At 60.7% G+C, this 12,022-nt stretch carries 11 protein-coding genes; 1 reads left to right on the top strand and 10 read right to left on the bottom strand.

Going from position 1 to position 12,022, the window contains the following annotated elements:
* Positions 1-493: 493 nt before the first annotated feature.
* From RIT73_RS06285 to RIT73_RS06275, 3 genes are all read right to left on the bottom strand, one after another.
* The gene (locus tag RIT73_RS06285) at positions 494-2,323 is read right to left on the bottom strand and encodes a hypothetical protein (RefSeq protein WP_309131212.1); all 1,830 of its coding nucleotides are present in this window, start codon (positions 2,321-2,323) and stop codon (positions 494-496) included.
* Positions 2,310-2,936 carry a hypothetical protein gene (locus RIT73_RS06280; RefSeq protein WP_309131211.1) on the bottom strand — a complete coding sequence of 209 codons (627 nt, stop codon included), beginning with the start codon at positions 2,934-2,936 and terminating at the stop codon, positions 2,310-2,312. The genes RIT73_RS06285 and RIT73_RS06280 overlap by 14 nt, the downstream gene beginning before the upstream one ends.
* Positions 2,937-3,126: 190 nt before the next feature.
* Positions 3,127-4,935: a VWA domain-containing protein gene (locus tag RIT73_RS06275; RefSeq protein ID WP_309131210.1), complete on the bottom strand. Its 1,809-nt coding sequence runs from the start codon at positions 4,933-4,935 to the stop codon at positions 3,127-3,129.
* 733 nt (positions 4,936-5,668) lie between these two features.
* Between RIT73_RS06275 and RIT73_RS06270 the strand changes: the two genes are divergently transcribed.
* Positions 5,669-6,058, top strand: coding sequence for a hypothetical protein (locus RIT73_RS06270; protein WP_309131209.1), 390 nt, complete (start codon positions 5,669-5,671; stop codon positions 6,056-6,058).
* A gap of 561 nt (positions 6,059-6,619) precedes the next feature.
* On the opposite strand, the gene RIT73_RS06265 is transcribed toward RIT73_RS06270, so the two are convergent.
* From RIT73_RS06265 to RIT73_RS06235, 7 genes are all read right to left on the bottom strand, one after another.
* Entirely contained in the window at positions 6,620-6,913 is a 294-nt protein-coding gene (locus tag RIT73_RS06265; protein ID WP_309131208.1) for a hypothetical protein, read from the bottom strand.
* Between the two features lie 44 nt (positions 6,914-6,957).
* Positions 6,958-7,143, bottom strand: coding sequence for a hypothetical protein (locus RIT73_RS06260; protein WP_309131207.1), 186 nt, complete (start codon positions 7,141-7,143; stop codon positions 6,958-6,960).
* Between the two features lie 76 nt (positions 7,144-7,219).
* Positions 7,220-8,779, bottom strand: a complete 1,560-nt coding sequence (locus RIT73_RS06255) for an AAA family ATPase (RefSeq protein WP_309131206.1) — start codon at positions 8,777-8,779, stop codon at positions 7,220-7,222.
* A gap of 52 nt (positions 8,780-8,831) precedes the next feature.
* Positions 8,832-9,263: a hypothetical protein gene (locus RIT73_RS06250; RefSeq protein WP_309131205.1), complete on the bottom strand. Its 432-nt coding sequence runs from the start codon at positions 9,261-9,263 to the stop codon at positions 8,832-8,834.
* Between the two features lie 115 nt (positions 9,264-9,378).
* Positions 9,379-9,849, bottom strand: coding sequence for a hypothetical protein (locus RIT73_RS06245; protein ID WP_309131204.1), 471 nt, complete (start codon positions 9,847-9,849; stop codon positions 9,379-9,381).
* A 24-nt stretch (positions 9,850-9,873) separates the two neighbouring features.
* Positions 9,874-10,866: a DUF2690 domain-containing protein gene (locus RIT73_RS06240; RefSeq protein WP_309131203.1), complete on the bottom strand. Its 993-nt coding sequence runs from the start codon at positions 10,864-10,866 to the stop codon at positions 9,874-9,876.
* Positions 10,863-11,738 carry a DUF2690 domain-containing protein gene (locus RIT73_RS06235; RefSeq protein ID WP_309131202.1) on the bottom strand — a complete coding sequence of 292 codons (876 nt, stop codon included), beginning with the start codon at positions 11,736-11,738 and terminating at the stop codon, positions 10,863-10,865. Before RIT73_RS06235 ends, RIT73_RS06240 begins: the two co-directional genes overlap by 4 nt.
* Positions 11,739-12,022: the final 284 nt, after the last annotated feature.

Raw genomic sequence — 12,022 nt, 5'->3', positions numbered from 1 at the left:
TGCGAGAACCGTCGTCTTCTCGCAAGTCGACAACAGCCTGTCGATCGCCGTACATCCCCAAATTTCCACATTTCATCGTGACCTTGAACCCCGCAGTCTGCGTTGACCAATTAAAAGTCGGCCTGGGAACGTCAAAAGTGCAACCTTTGCTACTGTGAGCACTCGCTGGCGCGCCGCCCGCAAGAACCAGTCCCGTGGCGAGCAGCCCAGCGCTCATGGTCAGGCAGAACCTTCTGATCTTAGACATAATGAACCTTCCAACCCAGACGGAAAACGGACCCCACGACAATGCACTGATTTCACTTCCTGCAGTGCCTTCAGCCAGATCCGAAATCGAACGAGAACGTCTTCGCCCTCGTGATGATTCTGTCCTTTTATTATCTGCGGCGTAATCCCCAGTTCGAGGGGCCAACGATTGTTCAGAAGTACATTCGGCAACCTGGCCGCTGAAATCACCAACCTTTGCCTCTCCTCCAGAGGCCAGGATTCCCGATCACCTGACGAACCAAGCCTCCGTGATCGGAATCTCCTCAGGGGATGGGAAGTGTTCGTCAACTTCGCCGAGCTCACCGACAAACGCGGTCCAAGTTTCAGACGAGCTGTCATAGCCGAACTGATGTTCGTCGTCGGACAGGATCGCATCGCTCTCATGACCTTCACACTGTTCTGTGCAGTGGAACATTCCGACTCGCCCATCTGCACGACCTCCCCAGGAGCCTCCCCGCCTCAACTGCCACCGACTCCCGTCTTCAAGCTCCATCGCCAGTAGAACCGGTTCGTCGACTCCACTGTCGAATGCCAGCTCGTGGTTGAGATCGCCTTCGATCGTTGCGAGGTACAACTCGTCCGACCACACATCCCGAAGGCACACCACGCGATTCGCCTCAATGGGATGCTGCCAACAGGCGCTCGACCCGTCGGCGGTGCCTCCCAAATCGAAGACGTCACTGCCAATGGACACCGCTGATTTCGACGCCATCTCGGCGTCATAGGTGATAGCAGCGGCGTCGTCGCTCAACTGCGCGTCGGAACGGATGGAGCCGTCGGGATCGAACGGACTGTATTCCTTGATCACTGTCGTCGGAATATCCGGTTCCAGGGTGTAGCGCACCTCCGTGGCGCCATTCCACTCGCGAATGATGCCGCTGATATTCGCTGCCAACGCTCCCGGAGCAGCCGAAATCAGACCGAAGATCAATCCCACACCACCGAGTTCTTCGGCGATGCAACCAGCCATCGCCTTCACCTGACCTGCCGGATCGTCTTGGGTGATCGCCACTTGCGACAAGCATTCGGCCTCCTCCAGACCATCGATCTTGTCAGTGGGAAGGAACACGGCCGCCACGGACAGGAACGACCAGACAACCGTTAGCGGAGCGTTCATCGTGAGGGTGACAGAGTCCGGTGCGTCGAGATGGTGATCGTTGGCCGTGATACCGGGGAACACGACATCGGAATCGTCGCCGACCGCGATTCTCAGCACGCTGGCGATGAGTCCAGACCCGATATCGAAGGTCAACGGTGTCCCTTTGATCAGGTTCGGTTCTGATGACACGACCCATGCGCCCGGCGAATTCATCACCAGTGATTGTGAGATCTTTCCTTCAGCGCCGGATTCGAGGCACAGCCACGCCGCCTCGGGCTCGCTGGATCTGAGAGTGAACTTCTTCTCAGAAAGACTGAGGTCCTCGCGGTAACAGTCTGGACGGGGGACGGAGATATCGAAGAACTCCTTGATGGACTGCGTGAACGAGTCGACAATCGCATCAAAGGAGGCCCGGACGAATCCGAACAGACTCAGTTGAGTAGCGAGGATGATGCCCTTTCCGCTGTCAGCGTCGTACTCGAAATCGGCGAGGAGCATTCGACCTTCGTGTTCCTGCACCGCAAACGGATCACTGACATCTGAGGCGTCGCCTTCGCCCGAGTACTTCTCCCGATCCCCTTCCGCACTCACGGGCACCTCGATGCGGACCTCGGACTGAGGTTGACGATCGTCGCCGAGGCGGACCTCCACACCCGAACTGACCGGTTCCGCAGACCCGAAGATCCCGGTAGGTGTGAAGTCGTCGACAACCTCGACGTGCACTGGAGTTCCCGATGGGGCAACGCCTCCTTCAGCGGAGACCGTCACCTCACCGGCAGTGATCTCAAAGCCGTCCTCCCCGACCGTCCCCTTCGCCGAGGTGGTCGAACCTCCCATGATTCCCGGGATATTGACGATGCCGAACCCAATGAGCAGCACCACGATCAGGGCGGCCGCAATCACCGAGACTGAAACGACAAGTCCTGTCCTGCGCTTGCGGTGGTCACTGTGCGACATACTTCTTTCCGTTCCACACCGCCACCTCGCCAGCAATCTCGAGCGTGTAGTTGCCGTCATTGTCGATTTCGCCCCATTCGACACCCACCATGGGCTCGGAATTGAAAACTTCGCTGAAGTCCTCTGGAACGTACGAGAGGTCGAAGAGCTCGAAGTACCCCGTGGAGACAGGTCGCAGACCAGAGGCGACGAAGCCATCATGGTCCGGGATTCGTAGGAATATATTCGATGTTGAGTCCACCGGCGGTTCCATGAAGTAGAAGATCTCCGCAAGTGCCTCATCGCGCATATTCCATGCGGTCAGGTACTCGAACGGAAGCAACTGCACTGTCCGATCGCCGCCGTCGAATACAGCAATCTTGCAATCGCCGGCTTCAGTCTCGGTGAAATCCGCGAAGAGTGCCACGGTGACCGGGCCTTGAGTGGGATGCTCATATTTCACTGCGTCCGCCACTGAACATGTCGAGGAGTCACACCCGTCGATCGACTCTGCCGGTGGGTTCTCGGTCTTCTCTGCCGATCCCGGCTTCGGCGCGGCAGGCGTCGGCATGTCGACTTCACCTGCCTCGGCGGACGGATCTCCTACTGGGGAAGCGGGAGTCGCCGTTTCCATGACCGCTGTCTCCGGGCCCGTCGGGGTCGAGGCTGCGGGAGTATCGGATGCCGAAGTCGATTCAGACGCCGAGCTCATCCCGCAGCCCGAGATCAGGAGGCCGCTGACAGTGGCTACCGCAGTGAACGTTCTGAGCATCCGGTTCCTATTCGCAGCGCTCCGTTCGGCTCGCACCCCATTGGTCTGCGCCTCAATCGACCACATACCGATCTCCTTCCCTCCGCAATTCGACTGCAGCAGATCCTTCGCCCACAGTCATTTGGTAATAGCCTTGGTCGTCCAGCCCGTCCCAGCGCTGCACGTAGTACTGATCTTCATAACCCCGTCCAAGAGCGAACACCGCGTCCCAGTCGATTTCGTACTGAGGTTCTGTGAAGTAGCCATCTGGGTCAATCTCGTAACTCGTGCTCATCGACCCGTCATCAGTTGGCATCTCAAGGAAGACAGCGCCCGAACGATCGGTGATCGGCCGCATGAAATGGAAGCTCTGCTCCAGCGGCTGGTCCCCAACCGCATATGTTGCGATGTCAGAACCTACGCCGGATTCCGACCCCGCCAAGTTTCCTTGGAGATCCATCACCTTCCCGCGGGCATCGACGGCGTAGATGCTGCCGACAGCGCTGAACTCGTCGACTCCTTCGTCTTGGTTGAGCATCACAAGTGTCAACGCTCCCTGCTTCGGGTGCTGCACCTGCACTGCGTCGATGACTTCACACTGATCCTGAAACTCGCACCCCGGGAAGATCCCTACGGGCGGCGCAGCCACCGAGTAGGAGTCCGTGGTGGTGCACTGACAGAAGGCGACCTTGAGAATCTTCCCTTTGAGTGGCTTGCCGGACTGTTGATCCTCGGCGCCCTCGAAATAGACCTTGAATCCCGTACCCGCGATCGGATCCGCCGTATAGAGAGCCGCTTCATCATCGGTGATCTGAGTCGGCAGATCGGGATCCGCGTAGATCGCCTCGGCGGCGGAAATGTCGTCACCGGGGGCGATACCGTCCAGGGTCGGGATCCTCTCCGACACGATCTCGGTCAGGACGCCGTCGACGAAGACGAGCGTGCAGTCGACATAGATGATCTCCACTCGCCCCGAATCGGAGATGTCATTGCTGAAGCCGCCGGCCTGACGCGCTTCGTCGGCGCTCATCCCGGGCACCAGGTTCTTGTACCCGTCAGGAGTCAGAGTGGACTCAGCGATCTGCGGGTTCACTGTCAGCGCCAGTCTGGAATCCAACTGCTTGTCGTTGACGGCGTCCCAGTTGGTGCCCTGCGTCGCTTCGGACAGGCACTCGAGCTGCTTCGAGGTCTGACCATCCACCCGGAAACCCACTGTGTGAATAGCGAGCTCACCGTCCGCACTCAAGTCCGTCGCCACCGTGCACGGGTCGGGGCTCTCGCCTTCATCGGCACACGTGTCGATTCCATCGGAGAGCAGAATGATCGCACGCTTCCCCGATTCCGGCAGTTGCTCGCTGGCCCTCTGGAGAGCCAAAGCGATCGGCGTGTAACCCGATGGCGAGAGGCCATCGACTGTCTCCTGGTACTTCTGCTTATCCACCGGTCCCGCTTCGATGAGAGTGGTGACATCCTGGCATCCTTCGGTTATTTCGCTGTCGGAACTGCCGGTGCCCGTCCCATAGGTCAGCAAAGATGTCGCCTGCCCGTCGGGGATCTCCTCAAGCAGTCCCTGGAACGCCTTCTGCGCGGCAGCGAATCGCTGACCAGGCGCATCGTCAGCCTTCATCGACCCGGATGCGTCGAGGACTATCGCGGTGGGAATCGGCTCAGCGGGCGCCTCGGCCCGAGCAGTGCTCCCGCTTTTCGACTCAGAGTTCACAGGGGTGGAAGCGTCTGCATCAGGTCCCCCGGTTCGGGGACCCATATCGGTGCCGCACGCGGCAAGCAGCACGAGGATAAGCAACATTGGCTGCATGACGAGCAGCCGTCTGAATTGATGCGAACTGCCGGCAGACCATGCTGTGAAAACCAAATTGTTCATGAATCTTTCCCCCTATCAAATCGCTGATGGACGCCGCGAGTGAAATTCGACTGCAGGAGACAATAAATGCACCGCCGATTCCGCCCTGGCGGTTTCCAGCTTCCAGTTTTCCTCGAAGTCGCCGGAAAGATCTACTCAACGAGAAAGTTCACCAGGATGATGGCGCAATTCTACTGAGCGCAGGCAGCACCAAACCTCCAACCACGGCAAATCGGACATTCCCGGAAACGTTGAACGCATCGAAGATTCGCTCGATCTGCTTTGGGTTCACTCATTGAGCCGCAGTCGAACACGACATCATTGACAAATCCCGCCGCCGACCTCCTTGGATCACACGATCAGAACATTCGGAATTATTGAAAACCTCGGAAATTTCAGATTCGAATCCGACGCTCCACTCGGGACAATCTTGTTAGCCTGCCAAGGATTCGAGAATATCTTGAGTCCTGATCCTCAAACGCGAAAGGCGAATACTATCCGTCCGCGCGCAGAGGCAGCAACCGAATGAACATCAGTCGAAAGGATGACAGCGATGAAATGTGAGAAATGCTTCCGAGCGCTCAATGATTGCCAGGGATGCCGGGGAGGCCGGTCGAACCTGCAATGCAGCCAATGCCGCACCACTGGGCGCGTCTGCTCTGAACATGGCGGTCATTGGAAGCGCTGATGCAAGGAGTTCAGTGCACGAATATACCCACTTGCAATCACGAATCTTGTTCACCAAGGAGTTTGAATGGATTCTTCATACGCACTGATCATGATCGTCCTGGCGTTTCTCTTCATACTCGCTCTTGCGATCTGGCAGTCAGTAGCCGCTCGCCGCAAATATAAAGTCGTGGTCAACGCCGATAATCGAACGATCGAGGAAACTGTCAATAGCTGTTTCGGAAGATTCCTCTGGGAACATTCTTCCGGGCCCGGAAAAATCAACTGGCGCAGGAGATCAATGAAAGGTGACGGCGCAGTCATCTCCATCGATTTCGAAGAAATCGACTCCGGCCGGTCCGTGGTCTACATCTGGATGTCTCACTGGACCAGCGTTATGGGTCTCGTTGACAGCCGCGGTTGGCGTGCATCTAAGAAGGTGGCACGTCGCTTGGAAGCGCTGGGAGTTCCTGTCTGATTTGTACATTCATCATCCACTCAGAAGAAGCTGTCGTTCAGTCTCAATGAACGGCAGCTTCTCCAATCCACTGATTCTGCCCGGTGCAGATTAGCGCGTTGAGCGCAGATGTCCACGCATTTGGTCAAGACCGGATCCGCCGCCCCTGGACTCAACTGCCGACCCCCTGGTTGTCAAAACACGAAGTAAGAAGAGCGTGAGGAGGAACAACGTTTCGAATGCCACCACCGCGGTGAAAACGCTGGCGGCGCTACGGATCGATCGACTCCAGCTTCGCTTGGTCGATTCAGATCGACTGAGATCTGTACGTCTGCTGGCTTTGACAATCGATTCCCTGATCCTATTCACCGCAGGCGTCCACCTCTGTCAACGGCCGGGGTGCCTATTCTTCACAGCCTCCTCTTGGCGTGAACCAGCATCGTGCTACGCCTGATCGGCGACAACGAGGATCCCCGGGTACTGTCAGGACTCGGGCTACTGGCGCTCTCCAGCGTTGCGGCTGGTGCGAGGCCAGGTCATCTTTCGCTACCCTAACGCGAGCTCTCTTGAGCACTCCACCGGTCAGTCCCCTTCGGAGTTCTCCTGCGACACGGGCACGCAGTCATTCGCCTGTTTGATCTGTTCTTCGATTGCTCCCCGAGTTGCTGTGCCGGGTTCACGCGGGATTCCGTCGGATTCGATGAATAAAGGATCGAATCGGTAGTCAGAGACTTGGGTACCCGGGTCCTCGGTGCCGGGCTCGTCCACCTCGACATCGAGAGTGAGGGTGGCTGCGGCGTCGATGTCCGAACTCGAGTTCGCCGCGGCACTCGCGTCCGAGTTCGCCGAGGTGCTCGCATCCGCGCGTTCTCCCATCCCGGGAATCCGGGTCGGGCCCAGAATCGGGCCCCGTGGCAGCGTCAGCACTGCCATCCCTGTGCCGCGGCATCGGACGGCGTTTCGAGTCCGACAGGTGCGGTGCGGGCTGTCGCCTCGCCGCCGAAGATCAATCGAGCTCCGAAGAACCCCGCACTGACTAACAGCAGCGCAGTCGTCGCAACGACCGCGATCAGCGCGATGATCCTCCCGCCTCGGTAACCGTCCATCATCGAAGTCCTCGCACTCGCGTCCCCGGCAGCGGCCGACTGCACGCCGACCGCATCAATCGATTCCCCCGCCGAGTCATACGGTCATGATGATCCGGCGGCCGGTGCTGCCGCCCGGCATTCCGGCAGTGTCATCGGTCTGCTCGGTGCCGGCGGGGACCGCCCGGCTCCTCCCCCAGGCGCGAATATTCTCGAGCACATCAGGGTTCGACTGAGCGAAGGGCACCGTGTTCTCGAAGAACTGGACGACTGTGTCCTCGTCATACATGTCGGCACGCTCGTCGGCGAAGAGCGCTTGACCGATGTCGGAGACGGCCGACTGGATCTCCGCACCGGAGAAGGTGTCCGACAGTCTCACCAGACGCGTTGCCAACTGATCCGGGAGTTCGTAATCGCACAGGCTCGAGAAGTACATCCTGAGGATCTCCTCGCGGTCGCAGGCATCCGGCAGGTCGACGAAGAAGATCTCATCGAAGCGACCTTTGCGGGTGAGTTCGGGCGGCAGCGACGAGATGTCGTTGGCCGTGGCGACCATGAAGGCCCGCGACGTGGACTCCTGCAGCCAGAACAGGAACTGGCCGATCAATCGCCGCGAGGTCCCGCTATCCCCACCACCGCTGGCGAGCGCCTTCTCGATCTCGTCGATCCACAGCACGCATGGGGCGACCCGATCAGCGGTCTGCAACGCCTCCCGCAGTCGGGTCTCGCTCTGGCCCACGTACATCCCGAGCACCGCGGACATGTCGAGTCGATACAGCGGCAGCTTCCAGTCCTGGGCGATGGCCTTCGCCGACAACGATTTGCCACAACCGGGCACTCCCACGAGTAGCACTCCACGCGGCGGGGTGATCTTGAGCTGTGTGTAATCGGCGAACATCAGCCTCTCGCGCCGAGACAGCCAGGTGCGCAGGTTGCCCAGTCCCCCGACGCGGCAGTCCTCCCGCAGGGGCACACGTTCGATACCCGCCAGATCACCGAAGATCCGGTCCTTGTACTCGCTGAGCTTGTGCAGGTTGTCCCGCGTCAGGGTTCCTCCGGCGATGAGGGACGCCAGGACGTTCTGCGCCTCGGTCTCGGTCACTCCGGTGAGGATGCCCGCGGCGGTGCGCACATCCTCGGCGTCCCAGTCGATCCTCACCTGCCCTCGATACTGCTCGATGAGGCCGGAGATGACATGGTAGAGCTCGTCGGTCTCCGGCAGATCGAGCGTCACACTCATGCCCAACCTGCCGAGCCCCGTCCACACGGGCTTGGAGCTGAACAGGATGAGCGTGTCACCACGCGTCTCGGCGAGCCGAGCGAGTTCCGCGAAATGACGCGAGGTCGACGTCTCGTCCTCGAGCTCCTCGACATCGGTGAAGACGAAGTTCGCGAACTCCGTCCTCTTGAATACCCCGGTGGCGAAGTCGATCGCCGCCGGCAAGGAGGTGTCATCGGACACCAACTGCCCGTCGCCGAGCTGCTTGATACCCTCAGTCCGGCTGTGCAGATAGAAGGGCATCTGCCGGAACTCCTGCGCCAGGGAGATGAGGAGGTCCTCACAGCGAGACCGTTCCATGGACCGGATCACGACCAGCGGAATCCTGGCTTTAAGGTAGTTGGACAGGACCTCTCGGGTGTCGGCGAAGTTCGTCAAGGCAGCCTCCGTGGTTAAGTCGAATGGTTGTTGTCGGCAGGTGGGCAGCGCTTCAGAGGATGAGTCGCCGGACGCGGGTGCTCCTCGTCGAGGTGGGGGCGGACACGTGCTGTCCCTGCACTCCATCGGCCACCCGAGATTCGTTCCTCAGCAGTGTCGTCAGGGAGTTCTCCCGGAGCACTCCGACGAGTCCGTCCTGAGCTGCCCGATCGAATCGTCCTCCCTCGATCGACGTACAGACGGCTTCTTCGAGCTGTTGCTGAATGCTCTCGAGGTCGCTGCGCAGAGACTCACGCAGTGCGTCCCTGATCTGCGGCGGCCACGTGGGCAAGTCCGCCAGCGTCACCCGGGGCCCCAGCAGTCGCCGCAGCCGCACCATCTGCGTCCCCAGTTCGTGTTTCGAGTGCCCCGAGGCGATCGCTCGGGTCAGCTGCTCGTTCCATGACTCCATGAAGGTCGCCAAGGCATCGTTGAGATGACGCATCAGCCGCAGATAGGTGTCCTGGTCGAAGGTGTCCTCGTCGAGGGTCGGGAGTCCGTCCAGGGACGTCGCCGGGTCCTCCGACCCACGCCGAGGCGGTTAGACGACTGCGCTGGTATCAGACGACTGCGCTGCCGTCGGGACGAATGGGGACGATCTGGCCGTCGGCGTAGATCTCTATATAGCTGTAGGCATCTGACATCGCATAAGGGCGAGCTTGCTGGTAGAGAACCGGCACCGCGTCCGCAGGCGTGAAATGCTCCATGATCTGCCCGCTCAGGTCGAAAGCGTGGTCGATGAAGGGTGTGCCCAGATGGCAGTGGCCGAAGAGTCCGACGAGGACTCCGACACCGCGCGCTTCATAGGACTCCCGCAGCCACTCGACGATCTGTCGCTGCGCCTCCTGGCTCGGTGCCACGTCGACGGTCCGAACCGCCTCGAGTAGATCCGCGTCTCGTCTGGCCCGCCGGGCGGTCCATCGTGCCCGGTTCACCTCCGCCGTCTGCGCCGGTGCACTCGCCGAGGTGAGTGTGCTGCTGAGCATGCGTCGTCGCGCCCGCAGCACCTCACCATGCTGACCGTCGATCATCCCACACCTCCTTCGTGCTGTCCTTCATGGTCTGTATTCGGCAATCCAGGCCCCACCGGCGAACTCGATGCCTTTCACGATGGTGCTGCTGCCGTCCGAGCAGACGGCCGGCCACAGCACCCTCGGGACGCCGGAGACACTGGTCACGCCGAAGCCGCACACAGTATCGTTCGCCATGTTCACGGTGAGCAGCGGGCTGTAGGCGATCTCCCTGTCCTCCATCGTCAACTGCTGTGCCCGCGCCTTGTCATCCGGGTCGAATACATTGGCCTGGAGGAACTCACCTGCGGCGTCGCCGTCGAGCCGCACGACCTCGGTCCAGGCAGCGCCACAGTCTGCCGAGTGTTTGAGAACGATCCTCACGGTCGCCTCAAGCCTCTCCTCGGACGCGAGTTCGACCGCATCAGAGGTGCATCGGGTTACGACGGGGTTGATTCCATCGCGCGGTTCGAGGAGCCGATCGGATACCGTATTGGAGGCGGCCACGAATCCGCCATCGGACACTCGCACGGTCCCCACCAGCACACTCGTGGCCGCCACCAGGAGGAAGACGACCACCAGCGTCACCAGCGCTCGGATCCGAAACCGCCTCGCGGCAATCGTCGAACGGGGAGGCGGGGCAGGTTCCGTGCCCGGCGGGAAGGGGTTGCCTGCCAGCCCATCCGGCGCGACGGGCTCGTCTGCCGAGACTAGGCTCTCGACGGTCATCGACTCGCGGGCAGAAGCCGAACCTTGCCCGGTGCCCACCGCCTCAGCCGCCGCTTCTTCGGCCAACTGCCGCAGCTTCAGCAGCTCGAGCACGTCGACTCCGAAGTAGTCGGCGAGTCGGTGCAGGGTGTTGTCGCTCGGCCGACGCTTTCCCGTGAAGGTGTCCGACAGGGAGGAACGAGACAGCTGCACCCCGTGGGACATGGCGGTGAGAGTGGGGTTCCCGGCCTGCAGGCGCAGCAGCTGCAACTCTTCGACGAGGACGTTCGCCTGCCGCCGGTCGGTCTCAAATCTCAGTTCTGCGGTCATATGCACACCTGTGGTCCGAGTTCGAGGGTGTCCCCGTCCACCTGCACGGCAGCGATGCCGCAGATTTCAGCGTTCGCCTCGGTGGTGACGATCATCGGAGTGTGCACCGATTGGGCGTTGTCCCAGCGACGCTCCTGAACATCGGCACCCTGCGGGTCCTCGGCACGGAAGATGCGCATCTGGACGAAGTTGCCGCCTGCTCCAGCGTCGTATCGGGTCACCTTTCCCCAGACAGCCGAGCATGAGCTCGAGTAGATCATCTCCACGACGAAGCGCCCGTCCATCCGCTTCTCGACGACTGCATTCACCGCGTCGTCGCGGCACGCGGACTCCATCGGGTCCACACCGGTAGCGGGCTCTTCGGCCGGATCGGCGCTGCCCGCCCAGCGCTGAACGACCATGGTGGTGGCCACCGCGCCGCAGATCCCGAGGATTCCGGCGAGCACGCTGCACAGCACGAGACTGCCCAAGGTCACGGAGGTGGCGTGCCACTTGGACCGGCCGCCGCCGGACGCTGCGCTCGGTGAGGTCGCCTCGAGCGTGACCGTTGACGGTGCATGTGGCGCGGCTGCCTGACCGGCACCCGGTTCCGATTCTTCCGGGCTCTTCGGCTCGGTCCTGTCGACGTTCTCGGTTCTGGTTCGATCGCGCAGCGCCTGGAGTTCGGAGAGTTCGGTCTCGAACACCTGGGCCAGACGGTAAAGAGTGTTGTCCGACGGCGGCTGTTTGCCGTTGAAAGTGTCGGAGAGCAGGGTGCGCGAAAGTCCGGTCCGCTTGGCCATGCTGTCCAAAGTCGGATTGCCTGACTGCAGGCGCATCTCCCGCAGAACGCGGGCCAGATCGGCCGGCTCGCGATCATTGTGTTCACTCATTGTCGTTTCTTGCCTAGTAGACGATCGGGGACTGTCAGTCCCTACTGAAGTAGTTCACCTCTGATGTTTCCTCAGTCCCGAGCGGCACGGAATCCCCAGTTCCGGGGAACGTCGAAATCTTCGCCGAATCCGTTCGGTTCCGCCCACCGTCGCGGACGACCAATTGGAATCGAGTCCTTCCGGATCTCCACAGTGCAGAAAATCCCCACTTCCAGGGATTCCGGGCCTTTCCACGAACGAATCGATCGGAGACTTCGGGCCTCGTCAAAGCTCTTCGACGCCGA

Origin of the sequence: Brevibacterium sp., from assembly GCF_031179145.1 — a bacterium.
Classification (GTDB): Bacteria; Actinomycetota; Actinomycetes; order Actinomycetales; family Brevibacteriaceae; genus Brevibacterium.
Note: the sequence above shows the minus strand (reverse complement) of the source record. Positions and strands in the feature narration are given on the sequence as shown.

What these genes read in the sequence shown, in the direction of transcription:
- RIT73_RS06260 (WP_309131207.1), bottom strand. Translation starts at nt 7,143, where the DNA reads ATGGACGGTTACCGAGGCGGGAGGATCATCGCGCTGATCGCGGTCGTT.
- RIT73_RS06280 (WP_309131211.1), bottom strand. Translation starts at nt 2,936, where the DNA reads ATGGAAACGGCGACTCCCGCTTCCCCAGTAGGAGATCCGTCCGCCGAG.
- RIT73_RS06240 (WP_309131203.1), bottom strand. Translation starts at nt 10,866, where the DNA reads ATGACCGCAGAACTGAGATTTGAGACCGACCGGCGGCAGGCGAACGTC.
- RIT73_RS06250 (WP_309131205.1), bottom strand. Translation starts at nt 9,263, where the DNA reads ATGCGTCATCTCAACGATGCCTTGGCGACCTTCATGGAGTCATGGAAC.
- RIT73_RS06235 (WP_309131202.1), bottom strand. Translation starts at nt 11,738, where the DNA reads ATGAGTGAACACAATGATCGCGAGCCGGCCGATCTGGCCCGCGTTCTG.
- RIT73_RS06265 (WP_309131208.1), bottom strand. Translation starts at nt 6,913, where the DNA reads ATGGGAGAACGCGCGGATGCGAGCACCTCGGCGAACTCGGACGCGAGT.
- RIT73_RS06245 (WP_309131204.1), bottom strand. Translation starts at nt 9,849, where the DNA reads ATGATCGACGGTCAGCATGGTGAGGTGCTGCGGGCGCGACGACGCATG.
- RIT73_RS06270 (WP_309131209.1), top strand. Translation starts at nt 5,669, where the DNA reads ATGGATTCTTCATACGCACTGATCATGATCGTCCTGGCGTTTCTCTTC.
- RIT73_RS06275 (WP_309131210.1), bottom strand. Translation starts at nt 4,935, where the DNA reads ATGAACAATTTGGTTTTCACAGCATGGTCTGCCGGCAGTTCGCATCAA.
- RIT73_RS06285 (WP_309131212.1), bottom strand. Translation starts at nt 2,323, where the DNA reads ATGTCGCACAGTGACCACCGCAAGCGCAGGACAGGACTTGTCGTTTCA.